Annotated in this window: 18 protein-coding genes; 12 read left to right on the top strand and 6 right to left on the bottom strand. The window is 41.4% G+C overall.

Annotated features, from left to right (window positions below; translation table 11 throughout):
• Positions 1 to 107 precede the first annotated feature (107 nt).
• Together I8748_RS08265 and I8748_RS08260 are read left to right on the top strand one after the other, a co-directional pair.
• Positions 108 to 518: a ribosomal maturation YjgA family protein gene (locus I8748_RS08265; RefSeq protein WP_198124149.1), complete on the top strand. Its 411-nt coding sequence runs from the start codon at positions 108 to 110 to the stop codon at positions 516 to 518.
• Positions 502 to 711 carry a DUF167 domain-containing protein gene (locus tag I8748_RS08260; protein ID WP_198124148.1) on the top strand — a complete coding sequence of 70 codons (210 nt, stop codon included), beginning with the start codon at positions 502 to 504 and terminating at the stop codon, positions 709 to 711. The genes I8748_RS08265 and I8748_RS08260 overlap by 17 nt, the downstream gene beginning before the upstream one ends.
• 67 nt (positions 712 to 778) lie before the next feature.
• Here the strand turns inward: I8748_RS08260 and I8748_RS08255 are convergent, their stop codons facing one another.
• Entirely contained in the window at positions 779 to 1,420 is a 642-nt protein-coding gene (locus I8748_RS08255) for a glutathione S-transferase family protein (RefSeq protein WP_198124147.1), read from the bottom strand.
• 204 nt (positions 1,421 to 1,624) lie between these two features.
• Here I8748_RS08255 and I8748_RS08250 point away from each other — a divergent pair, with 204 nt between their 5' ends.
• The 4 genes from I8748_RS08250 (at position 1,625) to I8748_RS08235 (ending at position 4,433) form a co-directional block, all read left to right on the top strand.
• Positions 1,625 to 2,320 carry an SOS response-associated peptidase gene (locus I8748_RS08250; protein ID WP_198124146.1) on the top strand — a complete coding sequence of 232 codons (696 nt, stop codon included), beginning with the start codon at positions 1,625 to 1,627 and terminating at the stop codon, positions 2,318 to 2,320.
• Positions 2,321 to 2,484: 164 nt separating this feature from the next.
• Positions 2,485 to 3,006 (top strand): photosystem I assembly protein Ycf3, encoded by a 522-nt coding sequence (locus I8748_RS08245; RefSeq protein ID WP_198124145.1) that lies wholly within the window; start codon positions 2,485 to 2,487, stop codon positions 3,004 to 3,006.
• A gap of 89 nt (positions 3,007 to 3,095) precedes the next feature.
• The gene (gene gatC, locus I8748_RS08240; protein WP_198124144.1) at positions 3,096 to 3,386 is read left to right on the top strand and encodes an Asp-tRNA(Asn)/Glu-tRNA(Gln) amidotransferase subunit GatC; all 291 of its coding nucleotides are present in this window, start codon (positions 3,096 to 3,098) and stop codon (positions 3,384 to 3,386) included.
• Positions 3,387 to 3,470: 84 nt separating this feature from the next.
• Positions 3,471 to 4,433: a glutathione S-transferase family protein gene (locus I8748_RS08235; protein ID WP_198124143.1), complete on the top strand. Its 963-nt coding sequence runs from the start codon at positions 3,471 to 3,473 to the stop codon at positions 4,431 to 4,433.
• A 121-nt stretch (positions 4,434 to 4,554) separates the two neighbouring features.
• Here the strand turns inward: I8748_RS08235 and aroA are convergent, their stop codons facing one another.
• The gene (gene aroA / locus I8748_RS08230; protein ID WP_198124142.1) at positions 4,555 to 5,907 is read right to left on the bottom strand and encodes a 3-phosphoshikimate 1-carboxyvinyltransferase; all 1,353 of its coding nucleotides are present in this window, start codon (positions 5,905 to 5,907) and stop codon (positions 4,555 to 4,557) included.
• A 607-nt stretch (positions 5,908 to 6,514) separates the two neighbouring features.
• Between aroA and I8748_RS08225 the strand changes: the two genes are divergently transcribed.
• A complete protein-coding gene (locus tag I8748_RS08225) occupies positions 6,515 to 7,027 on the top strand; it encodes a hypothetical protein (protein WP_198124141.1) in 513 nt (170 codons plus the stop codon).
• A gap of 172 nt (positions 7,028 to 7,199) precedes the next feature.
• Here I8748_RS08225 and I8748_RS08220 read toward each other — a convergent pair whose 3' ends face one another.
• Complete coding sequence (locus I8748_RS08220; protein ID WP_198124140.1) at positions 7,200 to 7,781, bottom strand: thioredoxin family protein; 582 nt, start codon at positions 7,779 to 7,781, stop codon at positions 7,200 to 7,202.
• Between the two features lie 139 nt (positions 7,782 to 7,920).
• Positions 7,921 to 8,136 (bottom strand): chlorophyll a/b-binding protein, encoded by a 216-nt coding sequence (locus I8748_RS08215; protein WP_198124139.1) that lies wholly within the window; start codon positions 8,134 to 8,136, stop codon positions 7,921 to 7,923.
• A gap of 180 nt (positions 8,137 to 8,316) precedes the next feature.
• Between I8748_RS08215 and thyX the strand changes: the two genes are divergently transcribed.
• Both thyX and I8748_RS36250 read left to right on the top strand, forming a co-directional pair.
• Entirely contained in the window at positions 8,317 to 9,039 is a 723-nt protein-coding gene (gene thyX / locus I8748_RS08210; RefSeq protein WP_198124138.1) for an FAD-dependent thymidylate synthase, read from the top strand.
• A 17-nt stretch (positions 9,040 to 9,056) separates the two neighbouring features.
• The gene (locus I8748_RS36250; protein WP_404800286.1) at positions 9,057 to 9,113 is read left to right on the top strand and encodes a hypothetical protein; all 57 of its coding nucleotides are present in this window, start codon (positions 9,057 to 9,059) and stop codon (positions 9,111 to 9,113) included.
• Between the two features lie 230 nt (positions 9,114 to 9,343).
• Here I8748_RS36250 and dcd read toward each other — a convergent pair whose 3' ends face one another.
• Together dcd and I8748_RS08195 are read right to left on the bottom strand one after the other, a co-directional pair.
• Positions 9,344 to 9,943 carry a dCTP deaminase gene (dcd, locus tag I8748_RS08200; protein WP_198124137.1) on the bottom strand — a complete coding sequence of 200 codons (600 nt, stop codon included), beginning with the start codon at positions 9,941 to 9,943 and terminating at the stop codon, positions 9,344 to 9,346.
• 56 nt (positions 9,944 to 9,999) lie between these two features.
• A complete protein-coding gene (locus I8748_RS08195; protein WP_198124136.1) occupies positions 10,000 to 10,536 on the bottom strand; it encodes a P-loop NTPase family protein in 537 nt (178 codons plus the stop codon).
• 352 nt (positions 10,537 to 10,888) lie between these two features.
• Here I8748_RS08195 and I8748_RS08190 point away from each other — a divergent pair, with 352 nt between their 5' ends.
• From I8748_RS08190 to pgl, 3 genes are all read left to right on the top strand, one after another.
• Positions 10,889 to 11,473, top strand: coding sequence for a nucleoside monophosphate kinase (locus I8748_RS08190; protein WP_198124135.1), 585 nt, complete (start codon positions 10,889 to 10,891; stop codon positions 11,471 to 11,473).
• 324 nt (positions 11,474 to 11,797) lie between these two features.
• Positions 11,798 to 12,538, top strand: a complete 741-nt coding sequence (gene rph / locus I8748_RS08185; protein ID WP_198124134.1) for a ribonuclease PH — start codon at positions 11,798 to 11,800, stop codon at positions 12,536 to 12,538.
• A 421-nt stretch (positions 12,539 to 12,959) separates the two neighbouring features.
• Positions 12,960 to 13,682, top strand: a complete 723-nt coding sequence (gene pgl, locus I8748_RS08180; RefSeq protein WP_198124133.1) for a 6-phosphogluconolactonase — start codon at positions 12,960 to 12,962, stop codon at positions 13,680 to 13,682.
• The last annotated feature ends 152 nt before the right edge of the window (positions 13,683 to 13,834 follow it).

The following is a 13,834-nucleotide window of genomic DNA, read 5'->3' as shown; positions in this document are numbered from 1 at the left end:
ATGTGATGACTAATAGTAGAATCCAATTCCCAATTCCCAATTACCAATTCCCCGTGCCAATTCCCTTTTTCAAGGCTAAAATCTTGCTTAGTCTTTAGCCTTGAGAAATGCTACAAAACCGTAACCAAGCAATATTAATCATCCTGTCTCTGCTGATTGTGGTAGTGATGGGCTTTTTATTTAAGTACTACCCCGGGCCTGCCCATCAGTGGTTTAATAACTACGGGTCGTCTATATTTTATGAAATATTTTGGTGTCTGTTGGCATTTTGGTTTTTCAGAACTCGAAAAGCTGTCCAGCTAATTACTGTATGGGTTTTGATTATTACCTGTATAATCGAGTTTTTGCAACTTTGGCATCCACCACTATTAGAAGAGATACGGGCTACATTGATAGGTAAGTGGTTGCTTGGTTCTACCTTTAGTTGGTGGGATTTTCCTCATTATGTGTTGGGTTGTATTTTAGGTTGGTTGTGGCTGCGACAGTTACAGAAAATAGGTTATGCAAAAAAAAGTTAAAGTGAAACCTAATTCAAAACAGCAAAAAATTGAAGAACAAACTGATGGCAGCCTGACTGTACATTTAAAATCTCCACCGCTAGATGGTAAAGCAAATGAAGAGTTAATTAAAATACTAGCTGAAAAATATGATGTGCCGAAATCGCATATCAAAATTAAATCAGGTTTATCCTCTCGGCTAAAGCTGATTTAAATTGATACAATTATCTAGTAACTTTTGCGTAATTGTTGAGTAAGTCGGGAACGAGGTAGAGGAATTTTCATCCGAGATTGTAACAATAATTCATGAATTTTTCTTGGGTGATGCTTATATAGCTAGGCTGAGCTTTAACTCGTTCTATCCAAGCTTGGATTGCAGGAAATTTTGTCAAATCAAATCCGCCTTCATCAGCAACATGAGTATACGCAAATAAAGCAATATCAGCAATAGTGTAACGCTCACCCACAAAAAAGGTGTGTTTGCTCAAATGGTTTTCCATCACTTTTAGTGCTGCGTAACCTGGTTCACGTTTTTGCTCTATAGCTACACGATATTCTTCAGCTTTACCTAAAATTGAAATCCAAAACCTGGATGTAGCAATATAAGGTTCATGGCTGTATTGTTCAAAAAATAACCATTGTAGTACTTGCGCTCTTAAAAAGCGATCATATGGTAGAAATTCTGTGCCTTCACTCAAATACACCAATATGGCATTTGATTCTGCCAAGTATTTTCCTGGCTCAATTTCCAAAACTGGTATCTTACCATTGGGATTTTTACTTAAAAATTCTGGTGTTCGAGTCTCACCTTTCAAGATGTTAATCTCTATCCTTTCAAAGGGCATACCCATTTGTGTCAATAAAAGACGTATCTTATAACCATTGCCAGAGGGTAAAAAATCGTACAGTTTTAATGTTTCCATGTAGAAAAATGTTGATGAATGTATTAGTAGATGATGACCTAAAATACAATATTTTACAAAAAAAATGTTGCCAAACAGGATTGTTTTTATATTTGTTGTACCTTTTTGCAAAACATGATTAATTATCTGAGAAAATAAAAAAGAAAGTGTTATTTAATCCTGGTATCAAAGGTTTTATTTTATTCATTAGTCGAAAATAAAATTATGTGTGGAAGATTTACTTTAAACCAACCAGCAACAGTGTTAGCCCAAGTTTTTGGTGTACAGCTAGTTGCAGATTTAGTGCCTCAATATAACATTGCACCTACGCAAATGGTAGCAACCGTGCTACATAACCCCCACAGTGATCAGCGTGAATTTCAATATTTACGTTGGGGGTTAATTCCTTCCTGGGCGAAAGATCCTGGAATGGGGGCAAAGTTAATCAACGCTAGGGCAGAAACTGTTGCGGAAAAACCTGCTTTTCGTTCAGCCTTCAAGCACCAACGCTGTTTGGTGCTAGCTGATGGTTTTTATGAGTGGCAACGACAGCAGGGTAAGAAGCAGCCATTTTATTTTCGTCTCCAAGATGGACAACCCTTTGGTTTTGCGGGATTGTGGTCAAAATGGCGATCGCCTGCCCAAGAGGAAATAGTCTCTTGTACAATTTTGACAACAGCAGCCAATGAATTACTGCAACCGATTCATGATCGTATGCCAGTAATTATTGCTCCGCAAGATTACAATTTGTGGTTAGATACCCAAGTGCAAACGCCTGAAGCCTTACAGCAGCTATTATTACCCTATGCAGCCGAAGTAATGAGAGCCTATCCAGTTAGTACCTTGGTGAATAACTCTCAACACAACAGTCCAGAATGTATCATACCCCTCAGCGAGAAGAATTCCCTTCAAATCAGTTAAATTAACTATTGAGTGTACCAGGGGAGCAGGGGAGATGGGGAGCAGGGGAGCAAGGGAGCAGGGAGGATGAGGAGAAATAACTAATAACAATTCCCAATTCCCAATTCCCAATTCCCAATTCCCAATTCCCAATTCCCAATTCCCAATTCCCAAAACAGACAAATATGCCAAGAACACAAAAAAACGATAACTTTGTTGATAAATCTTTTACAGTGATGGCGGATCTCATCCTGAAAATCCTGCCAGCAAACAGAAAAGCGAAAGAAGCATTTGTTTATTACCGAGATGGAATGTCAGCCCAGGCAGAAGGAGAATATGCCGAAGCACTAGAATACTACGAAGAAGCCCTAACGCTAGAAGAAGACCCCAACGATCGCGGCTATATTCTCTACAATATGGGGCTAATCTACGCTAGCAATGGTGACCACGAAAAGGCTTTAGAATTTTATCACCAGGCGATCGAGTTGAACCCACGTCTACCCCAAGCCTTAAACAACATCGCTGTAATTTACCACTACCAAGGCGAAAAAGCTAAAGAAGCTGGGGACAACGACGCAGGGGAAGCACTGTTTGACAAAGCAGCCGATTATTGGATTAGAGCGATTCGCATGGCTCCCAACAACTACATTGAAGCCCAAAACTGGTTAAAAACTACTGGGCGTATGCAAATTGACGTATTCTTCTAAAAGTTAGGAGTTAGGAGTTAGGAGTTAGGAATTATCACTCTTTGCTCTTAACTACTCACTCATAACTCATAACTGATAACTCACAAATTATGATTGATCGTGAACAAGTTCGCAAAGTAGCCCTTCTCGCCCGTTTAGAATTAACACCAGAAGAGGAGGAGCAATTTACCACTCAACTAGGAAGTATTTTGGATTATGTTCAGCAGCTGAGTGAACTGGATGTCAGCGATGTGCCTCCAACAGCAAGGGCTATTGATGTGAGTAATGTGACGCGAGAGGATGAGTTGCAACCCTATCCTGAACGCGAAGCCATCCTTAACAGTGCGCCTGAACAAGAAGGTGAATTTTTCAAAGTACCAAAAATCTTGAATGCTGAATAGATACTAGTCATTAGTCATTAGTCATTAGTCTCAAGTTTTTGACTGTTGACTTTTGACTGGTGACTGTTGACTCAGGAGATAAATATGGGTTTAGGAATCCTCAAAGATGGTCAGTGGATCTCAAGACGAGATCAAGAAGATTCACAAGGTAAATTTATTCGTCCATCAACAACTTTTCGCCATCAAATTACAGCCGATGGTTCTAGTGGGTTTAAAGCTGAACCTGGGCGCTATCATTTATATATTTCTTGGGCTTGTCCTTGGGCGTGTCGTACCGCAATTATCCGCCAGTTAAAAGGACTAGAAAATGCCATTGGTTTATCAGTGGTTGCTGCGGAGATTGATCAAAATAGTTGGGAATTTACCGATGAACCAGGGTCTATTCCCGATACTGTGAATGGTACTCAGTACCTCTGGCAACTTTATCTGAAGGCTGATCCACATTATAGTGGACGGGTGACAGTGCCAGTTTTATGGGATTCTCAAAAACAGACAATTGTCAATAACGAATCCCGCGAAATCATCAAGATGTTTGATACACAATTCGATGCTTTCGCTAAACAAAATATTAACTTTTATCCTGAGCATTTACAAGAAATAGTTGATCAGACGATTGATGCGATTTATCAACCCATCAATAATGGTGTGTATCGTGCAGGGTTTGCAACTTCTCAATCGGCTTATGACGAAGCAGTCACAGAATTATTTGCTGCTCTTGACTATTGGGAAAAAGTATTAGAAAAACAACGCTATCTTTGTGGGAATGAGATTACTGAGGCGGACTGGTGTATGTTCACTACCCTGTTTCGTTTCGATGCAGTTTATTATGTCCATTTCAAATGCAATCTCCGCCGGATTGTAGATTATCCTAATCTCTGGAATTATCTCAAAGAACTTTACCAATTTCCGGGAGTGAAAGAAACTTGCAATCTTGACCACATCAAACGACATTATTACAGGAGCCATCCGCAGGTTAATCCAACGCGGATTGTACCAAAAGGGCCTGTAATTGATTTTGATGCACCTCATAACCGCGATCGCATTTAAATCGCATTTAAATTAATATTCAGAGTATTGTAAGGATTCAGGTCTAAAATTTAGGAAGCAGGTGATGAAATTTGTCACTTGTCATTAGTTATTCTCCCCTGCTCCCCATCCCCCTATCCTCTTAAAATTGGCAAACTTGTTGTAGGGTAGCAGTGAAGTTGGGGTAGGAAATGGCTGCTGCTTCTGCACGATGAATCGAGGTGATTCCAGAGGCGACTAGAGCTGCGATCGCTAAACTCATGGCAATGCGATGATCTGTATGGCTATCTACATCGGTGCCCACTAAGGGGGTACCGCCAGTAATTTCCATACCATCAGGTAATTCAGTTACCTTGGCTCCCATTTTATTGAGTTGCTGGGCCATTACCGCAATGCGATCGCTTTCTTTAACCCTTAATTCCTCTGCATCCCTAATCACTGTTGTTCCTTCGGCAAAAACCGCTGCGACTGCCAAAATGGGAATTTCATCAATTAATCTCGGTATAATATCCCCAGCAATGGTGCAACTTTTTAAACGACTGTGACGCACTCGTAAATCGGCGACCGGTTCACCAGCAACTTCTCGCTGATTTTCCAGTTCCACATCTGCTCCCATCAAAGATAAAGCTTCTAATATTCCCGTGCGACTGGGATTAACACCGACATTTTCAATTAGTAAATTAGAACCAGGTACAATTGCCCCAGCTACTAACCAAAAGGCAGCTGAACTGATATCTCCTGGTACAACTACTTTTTGTCCGTAAAGTTGAGCAGGGCCAATAATTGTTACACTATTAGTTTCCGGGTCTGTGGTCAGGTCTGCACCAAATGCTCTTAGCATCCGTTCGCTGTGGTCGCGCGAAAGCGCGGGTTCGGTGACAGTGGTTTTGCCTTCGGTTAACAAACCCGCAAGTAATATACAAGATTTCACTTGAGCGGAGGCGATGGGCGAGTGATAATGAGTGGGTTTGAGGGCTTGTCCAGTAATTGCCAGTGGTGCTAGGGAATTATTTTGGCGTCCCCAAATTTGCGCCCCCATTTGTTGCAAAGGTTTAACAACACGGGACATGGGACGCGATCGCAAAGAACCATCGCCTGTTACCGTGAAAAAGCGCCCTGGATGAGATGCTAAAAGTCCCAACATCAGTCGCAGTGTTGTGCCAGAGTTGCCAGCATTCAATACATCAACTGGTTCAAGCAAATTTCCCAGACCAATACCTTTAACCCGCACTAATTCTGTATTTAGTTCCGAAATTTCCGCACCTAAAGCTTGAAAACAGCTGGCAGTGCTGCGGGGATCTTCTCCTAAGAGCAGACCTGCGATTTCGGTTTCACCTTGGGCTAAAGCACCCAACATCAAAGCACGGTGGGAGATAGATTTATCTCCTGGTACTCGGATGCTGCCTTTTAAGGATAGTCCAACAGAGGTTTGTTGGATAATCAACTTGTGAGATAGGTCTTCTTGAGTTTCTACGGTTATAACAGAAGCCGACATTAGGATACACTAACTTTTAAATACACTGGTTTTTGAATATATCAGAAGTTCATTAGTGAATTATGCAGCCACCGAGGACTTCCTCTTTAGTATGGTATCGCTTTTGATTGTATGAAATTTAATCAAATCTACTAAAAATAGTTCTGATGTTCAGTTATTCTTTCAGAATATACTTACAGGAGTTTGGTTTTAAATGAGGTAAAAAACGCAGAACTGATTCATCAGATATGAAAAGTTTTGAACTCCTGCCTCCTGCCTCCTGCCTCAAAACCTGTAGCTTTTGTACTTTATCCCAACGAAAACTACTGTAATAATGTCTTGTGCTTCTGCAATAACTGTCGCTCTCTCGACGCTTTGATCTTCACTATTTACAAAGATTTAAGTATTCACCAGCTTAACTGAAAACTGACCTCTCCGTATAAAAAGTATTGTTTTTGCTCTTTAAATTAATATTTCACTTGTTTTCATTTTTATCTAGTTAGCTTACCAAATAAGCATCTTCAGTTAATATTAAGCATGTTTTACTATTTAGTTTCTGACCATGACCTGCTAGAGATACTGGTATTGATTTGATTTTGTTCAATAGCTTTTAGCCCTTATCGCTCCCATGCTGACTTATCACCGCAAGCCCGTGTGCTTATCACTTATTTCGACTGATCTGCCATTTTGGTCTGTTGTTGAAACGTCCGGGACACTGTATCAAAAAGACAGCGATCGGTTTCATTTATTGTTGACTGCACCGCCTCTAATTACCTGTGAACTAGCAAACTCCCTTAGTTCAGAGGATGCCCTTCCCCCAAAAACCAGCAGCGCTTACGCCCCCAGCAGTCCTAGAGTCTTGTGGCTGGAGATTTCCCCTTACCGAGTCATCATGACTATGCAAGGTAACGGTCAAGTAAGTTACCGTCACTTCTGGGAACAAGGCGTTTATGGCGTTAGTCGCTATTGGTTGCCAACTGAGTCTTTGCAACCTAACGACCCTATCCGCTTACGCAATTTTACGACTAACTTGGCCCTCAACGGACACTCATTACCTGAGCATCTACGTTTAGAATACGAATTGTGGGCAGAAAAAGTCCAACTCGGACGCTACATCCTCAATTTGGAAATTAAGCACTAATAATCAAGTAGTTTATATCCTCCTTTACAGCTATCTGCGATCGCGTAAGGGAGGATATTTATATAAGTAAAAGGGAATCGGGAATAGGGAACAGGCGCTGTAATTAGTCCCTCAGATAAAGGTACGAGGAATTTCTATCAGCTTTGGTGGAATCATGGGGTGTTGTGTAATATTAACCAAAATAACTGGGTGCGTTCCCAGATTTCCATTTAATATTACAACCAACACTAGGCTTTTGTTCATCTGTTACGGGTTTACCCGCCAATACTGCGTCAATAGCAGCACGTAAATCTGCACCTGTTACAGGTTTGCCATTACTAGGGCGGCTATCATCTAATTGTCCGCGATAGACAAGTTTTCGTTCTTGATCAAATACAAAAAAATCAGGTGTGCAAGCTGCTGTGTAAGCTTTTGCTGTCTCCTGAGTTTCGTCGTAACACAAGGTAAAAGTAAAGCCTTGTTCTGTGACAAATGCCTTTAACGAGTCTGGCGCATCATCTGGGTAATTCTTGGCATCATTAGCACTGATGGCAACAATCCCCAAATCGCTTGTGAAATAATCTTTTCCTAACTGTGCTAATTCTTTTTGGACATGCTTTACAAATGGGCAATGCCGACAAATAAACATTACCAACAGCGCTTTTTTATCTGCAAAGGTGGCAAGTGAAGTTGTCTTTCCAGATACCACTTCCGGTAGATGAAAATCTGGTGCTTTAGTGCCTAATGGCAACATTGTTGAATTAGTTAAAGCCATAATTTATCCGATACCTTTACCCTGAAAACGGCTCTTGCTATCAGTTACTGCCAAAATAGCATGAAACTCCCCATAAACTTAGAGACGGGAAATTTCCCGTCTCTACATTGTTTCAGAGTGAAGCGACAAAAATCAGCTTTTACAGGCTTCTTAAAACACCAAGGACGCCGTGTCCTGTAAGTACTTCTAATACTATCAAAGAGATAAAACCAATCATTGCTAAACGACCGTTGAGCAGTTCTGCATAGGGGGTGAAGCCAGTGCGGTTACCTTGCTCATCCACATAAACTTTTGGCTCGATCGCAAAGTTGTTCATCAAACCTTGGTCGTCAACGATCGCATTGTTTGTACGCATAAAATTTTTCCCTGTTATTTTATATGTAACAAATCGTAACAAAATTATTAATTTTTGTAAAGCATCTTAATCTGCCTAAAGAGATATCATGGTGAATCGGGTTCACAACCACGTCAAAAGAACAAGTGGAGCTTGTTTTTTTGAGACATTCTCACTTACACATCAACTTCTGTTAAGCCAATGCATCGATTCCGAGTAGAGGTTATTGCCAAAACACCAAACCCCCAGCAGGTGATTTACGCCGCGATGCACCAAGACTATACCGAGTCTTTCGTGTTTGATGAGCGCGACTCTTGGCCCTCGGAGTCACAATGTGGTGAAATTATTGTTAAGCGCCTCCTAGCGGGAGAAAGAGGTCATTATGGCCCTCTAGAACATCCCCAGATTATTTTTAACTGTGGCTATTTTCCCCACAGTGTCATGCAGCAGGCTCGTACTCATCGTGTTGGTGTATCCTTTGATGTACAATCTTTTAGGTATACAGGAAACCAATTTATTGATGTAGTAGAAGGTAAGAAAGACATTGAAGAGGTTTTCTACCTGCGTCCTGTGGGATATTACACTGATAGACAAGGCAAAAAATATTACTATTCACCAGAGCAACGAGCGTCAGATTTACAGTGGTGCTTAGAAGCAGCTAAGCACTATCAAGCAGATTTTGCAGCGGGAATGTCTGAAGAACATGCCAGAGGTAAAGTACCTTTTGATTATCGTCAGCATTTTGTAGTTAGTTTTAATTTAAGGTCTTTCCTGCATTTTTGCGACTTGAGAAATAAGAAAGATGCTCAATTGGAAATTCAAAAGTTGTGTGAACTGATGTGGCCTCATTTTGCAGATTGGGCACCTGCGATCGCACAATGGTATGAAAAGCAGCGTTTAGGTAAGGCAAGGTTAGCACCTTAATAGCTAAGCAAGATATTGTGCTGGCATATCAACCTCCTTACATGCGCCAATTTACAGAATTTGCAGTGGGATAAAGCGATCGCACTTTGATTTTGAGGTTTGATTTAGAGCGATCATACAAAGTATAAAAAGCATCCTTTTTTCAAAGCAAGATTACTCCTTTTCCACCTGAAGATTACGTTTAGACAGCAGGAGAAAGAAATTTGGATAGGTAATCTAACAACGGAAAAGGAGTAGTACTTTAACCACTATTGGATTAACCAAAGTTGAAATATAAAGCTTTTTTTGGATTTACAACTTTAAACTATATGCGAGCCAGTGTCACAATCTCTAACTGATCTTGATATTTACCCTGACGCGCTTCGTAACTGATAGCGCATGGTTCGCCTTCTAAAAATAGCAGTTGCACCACGCCTTCGTTAGCATATATGCGACAGTCTGCGCTCGAAGAATTAGAAAATTCTAGAGTTAAATGACCCCGCCATGCAGCCTCAGCGGGCGTTAAGTTGGCTATTATACCACAACGCGCATAAGTACTTTTACCTATACAAATTACTGTAATATTATTTGGAACCTCTAGTCTTTCTAGTGCGACACCTAGACCATAGGAATGAGCAGGCAGGATAAAGTAACTACCATTAGTATCTGTGTGGAGTGGCGTTGGTTCTAAATTATGAGGATTAAAGTTTTTAGGATCAACTACAGTTCCAGGAATGTGGCGGAAAATACGGAACTCAGCCGATGAAAGCCTAATATCGTAGCCATAGGAAGACAGTCCATAGCTAATTACAGGTTGAACGCCTACAGAAGCATCTTTTTGGATTTTTCGGATTAAACTTGGCTCAAAGGGTGAAATCATACCTTTTTGAGCCATTTCAGTGATCCAGATATCGTTCTTAATCACAAGTTCACAGGTAATTTAAACAGAATTACTAGAATAGCGTGAACTGAGTATTTTGTTTAGGGGCGATGACTGCGACGAATCTCTGTAATTTGGTCTGCCACGTCTAAAAGAGATTTCGGCATCTCTGGCCCTGTGAGAATGATATCAACTTGGGGAGGGCGTTTTGCTAGAAATGCTAAAACTTCAGCTTCGGGAATTAAACCAAAGTTAATCGCCAAACTTAACTCATCTAAAACAACCAAAGAATACTTACCCTCACACACTATCTGTTGTGTATGCTGCCATAACTTTTGTAAAGCTTCGTTTTCTGCATCGTCTAGGTGTGGTGTATCGATGCAGCGAGGCAAATCACAGCGAATCCAATCTAAATTTTGCCCTAGCTGAATCGGTCGGTCTTGTCCTTGGTTAATGCCGCCTTTGAGAAATTGCACTATTAATACTGGAGTGCCTTGACCAGCAATTCTCAGTGCTTGCGCCATAACTAACGTAAAAAAGTTACGGTGTGCGCTAGTGAAAACTTGTATTAGTCCTTCAACTGGGTGTGGCAGGCTAAGCACCGAATTTACACTTGGGGTTTCTAACTGGGCAACCATAGAAAAAAGTTAAAAAAGTTACAAATACATAAGAATTTTTGTGCTAAGTAGATACAAATGTACTTATGCACTCATTCTATTTTGGACAAATTCAGTTTATCTAGAAATTTGCATTCTTAGTCAAACACTACATTTGTCCACAAGTCAAGAGTTATGGATATTGACATTTTCGTTTTTTGCATGAAACTAGTCATAACAATAAAACTACGTAATTGGCGATTCCAAAAAATTTATAAATCTGGGGGTGGAAAACTCAAATCAATAGTCGATATCAAGTTGTTAAATGTCTGGTTACTTTGGGCAAAACATATTTAGAATGTGATTATTTTTACCAATTGAGGAGTGAGCTGTTGTGAGATTGGTGATTCTGGGAGGTTCTGGATCGGGGAAAAGCACTCAAGCACAGAGGCTTTGTAGATACTTTGATATTCCTCAGATTTCCACAGGCGAGATGTTGCAGCAGGCGATGTCTGACGACAAGCCGCTTGGCAGCGTCTACGCTCAACTTAGGACTCTAGGCTGCCATGCACAGCCATACTTAATCAAACGGGAGTTAGTCCCCGATGAAATGATAATCGATTTGATTCGATTGCGGCTGAAAAATACTGATGTTGATTGTGGTTGGATATTAGAGGGTTATCCCCGTACTGCTTTTCAAGCGGAGGAATTGGATTTTTTGTTGGAGGAATTGGGGCAGAAGTTAGACTGGGCGATTTATTTACAAGTACCAGAAGCAGTGATGGTTAGTCGGTCTTTGGGGCGATCGCTTCCAGATGACCAACCCGAAATCGTCCATCATCGGGTAGAAATTTTTTACGATCGCACTATTCCCATCTTAGAATACTACGACCGTCGCCGCCGCCTGCTGACCATTAACGGAGACCAGAAGCCTGAGATGGTGGAACACAAGATTTTGACTCTGCTGTCTGTCGAGTGATGGGGATGGGGAGCAGGGGAGCAGGGGGGAATAACTATTGACTATTGACTATTGACTATTGACTACCCTAACTAGTTAACTTGATTTTTGCCGACCTACTCGGATTTGATGTAGAAGAGTGTTTAGTTCTCTTAACATTGGTTTTGAGGGGTTGCTGTATACTCACAGTAAATCCTTTAGTAGTGGCCTACATTGAAATTTCATACTTCATCGTTGATCCTGAAGTTGGATGCTGACACGACAGTACAGCACTTAGAAGAGTTGCAACACTAAGGTAATCTTAAGGCAGTATTCATACTCTATGAAAATTTTGAGGCTACTCCAATGGTTTGGCAGCGTCCCGACGAGCGGCAACCCTACGAACTTCGTCCCGTAAGCTTTCACACAGGCTTTACTCGCTTTGCTCCTGGTTCTGTTCTGACAAAATGTGGCGAGACTCAAGTACTTTGTACTGTCAGCGTTACTGAAGGAGTGCCTAAATTTTTAACAGGAACAGGTAAAGGTTGGTTGACTGCTGAGTACCGAATGCTACCTTCTGCTACTCAACAACGGCAAGAAAGAGAATTGCTGAAGTTATCAGGACGGACGCAAGAAATTCAGCGTTTAATTGGACGCAGTTTACGGGCGGCAATCGATTTCGAGGCTTTGGGAGAACGTACCCTGACTGTAGATGCTGATGTATTGCAAGCTGACGCTGGTACAAGAACCGCAGCAATTACAGGTGGGTTTGTAGCTTTGGCTAATGCGATTTCGCAATTGTTGCAGCGGGGAGTACTAGAGCGATCGCCCCTGTGTGGACAAATAGCAGCAGTTTCCGTAGGTTTATTACAGGGAGAGCCATATTTGGACTTGAATTATGTTGAAGATGTGGCTGCAACAGTAGATTTAAACGTGGTGATGAATCACCACTTGGGGATCATTGAAATCCAAGGCACAGGTGAAGAAGGCAGCTTTAGCCGTACTCAGTTAAACCAGCTACTAGATTTTGCAGAAAAAGGTATTCAGCATTTATTAATTGCCCAACGAGAAGCGATCGCTAATTGGGAAGAATTGTTTGTAGGTTAGGAGTCAGTAGTCAGTGGTCAGTGGTCAGTTGTCAGTTGTTATTTTCTTGAACTGTCTGTGCTGTCATTTTTGCTATTCCCTACTCGGCAACGCAAGTCACCTCAAGTTTGGGAACCACAGCACAGGAATATTTTCTCTGCAATTGCACTTAGGAAATCAATTTTGTGGTTAAAAAAGTATCATTGCGACAAATTGTTACTTATTACCCAGTTAAAAATCAAGTAATTAGTTATTTTTGTAAATATTTGCCAAGATTTGAAAAGTACATGATACACATTCCAAACAACTAACCACTGACCACTGACAACTGACAACTAACAACTAACCTCATCTGGTGATGTTAAAAGTTTCAAAAGTTAAAAAGGGAGGTTGCCATAATTTAGGTATTGTATTGCTGGAAGTCAGCAATGATAATGAAGTCATGAATAAAACGGTTGAAGTTCTACCGGATCAGTCAGCGCTGGTTGCGCGATCGCTAGAATTGATCCTGTCCAAGTTGGAAACTGCGATTGAGCAGCAGGGGCGATTTACCATTGCTTTAGCTGGCGGCAGCACTCCGAAGCCGTTGTACGAAGCGATCGCTACTCAAAAACTGCCTTGGGATAAAATTCATGTATTCTGGGGTGATGAACGTTATGTCCCACCAGATCATCCCGATAGCAATGAACGGATGGCGCGTCAGGCGTGGCTAAATCACGTTGATATCCCAGCAGCTAATGTTCATGCTGTACCTACTTTGTCAGGTGATCCAGCGGCATCAGCTGCCAAATATGAACAGCATCTGCAAGAATTTTTTAACTCTGCACCTGGAGAGTTTCCTTCTTTGGATGTAGTATTGCTAGGAATGGGTGATGATGCACATACTGCATCACTGTTTCCCCATACTGAAGCCTTGAAAGTGCGCGATCGGCTGATTACTGTGGGTAATAAAGACGGGAACCCCCGCATAACCTTCACTTACCCATTGATCAACTCTGCTCGCAGCGTTATTTTTCTAGTTGCTGGTGCTAACAAACGGGGAGCTTTGGCTCAAGTCTTCGCACCCGTAGCAGATGACTCAACTTACCCATCTCGCTTAATTCAACCCCAAGAAGAACTTTGGTGGCTATTGGATGCGGCGGCAGGTTCGGAACTCCAACATTAAGTTTCTCATCGAAAGTAATTGTTAAAATCGAAAGCTAGAGTCGCCATTTTGGCAATTCTGTTCGATGGGAGCCACCGCACCCTGCGGAAATCCGCGGAAGGGTCTGTATAGTTCTCTCTGCTTGCCAGTACCATTTTACGATGATCTTGAAC

The sequence above is a fragment of the Amazonocrinis nigriterrae CENA67 genome (assembly GCF_016056305.1).
Taxonomy (GTDB): Bacteria; Cyanobacteriota; Cyanobacteriia; order Cyanobacteriales; family Nostocaceae; genus Amazonocrinis; species Amazonocrinis nigriterrae.
This window is presented reverse-complemented; position numbering and strand designations above follow the sequence as displayed.

Excerpts from the sequence above, each read along its gene's own strand:
- I8748_RS08265 (WP_198124149.1), top strand. The coding sequence starts at position 108 with ATGCTACAAAACCGTAACCAAGCAATATTAATCATCCTGTCTCTGCTG.
- I8748_RS08260 (WP_198124148.1), top strand. The coding sequence starts at position 502 with ATGCAAAAAAAAGTTAAAGTGAAACCTAATTCAAAACAGCAAAAAATT.
- I8748_RS08255 (WP_198124147.1), bottom strand. The coding sequence starts at position 1,420 with ATGGAAACATTAAAACTGTACGATTTTTTACCCTCTGGCAATGGTTAT.
- I8748_RS08250 (WP_198124146.1), top strand. The coding sequence starts at position 1,625 with ATGTGTGGAAGATTTACTTTAAACCAACCAGCAACAGTGTTAGCCCAA.
- I8748_RS08245 (WP_198124145.1), top strand. The coding sequence starts at position 2,485 with ATGCCAAGAACACAAAAAAACGATAACTTTGTTGATAAATCTTTTACA.
- gatC (WP_198124144.1), top strand. The coding sequence starts at position 3,096 with ATGATTGATCGTGAACAAGTTCGCAAAGTAGCCCTTCTCGCCCGTTTA.
- I8748_RS08235 (WP_198124143.1), top strand. The coding sequence starts at position 3,471 with ATGGGTTTAGGAATCCTCAAAGATGGTCAGTGGATCTCAAGACGAGAT.
- aroA (WP_198124142.1), bottom strand. The coding sequence starts at position 5,907 with ATGTCGGCTTCTGTTATAACCGTAGAAACTCAAGAAGACCTATCTCAC.
- I8748_RS08225 (WP_198124141.1), top strand. The coding sequence starts at position 6,515 with ATGCTGACTTATCACCGCAAGCCCGTGTGCTTATCACTTATTTCGACT.
- I8748_RS08220 (WP_198124140.1), bottom strand. The coding sequence starts at position 7,781 with ATGGCTTTAACTAATTCAACAATGTTGCCATTAGGCACTAAAGCACCA.
- I8748_RS08215 (WP_198124139.1), bottom strand. The coding sequence starts at position 8,136 with ATGCGTACAAACAATGCGATCGTTGACGACCAAGGTTTGATGAACAAC.
- thyX (WP_198124138.1), top strand. The coding sequence starts at position 8,317 with ATGCATCGATTCCGAGTAGAGGTTATTGCCAAAACACCAAACCCCCAG.
- I8748_RS08195 (WP_198124136.1), bottom strand. The coding sequence starts at position 10,536 with ATGGTTGCCCAGTTAGAAACCCCAAGTGTAAATTCGGTGCTTAGCCTG.
- rph (WP_198124134.1), top strand. The coding sequence starts at position 11,798 with ATGGTTTGGCAGCGTCCCGACGAGCGGCAACCCTACGAACTTCGTCCC.
- pgl (WP_198124133.1), top strand. The coding sequence starts at position 12,960 with ATGAATAAAACGGTTGAAGTTCTACCGGATCAGTCAGCGCTGGTTGCG.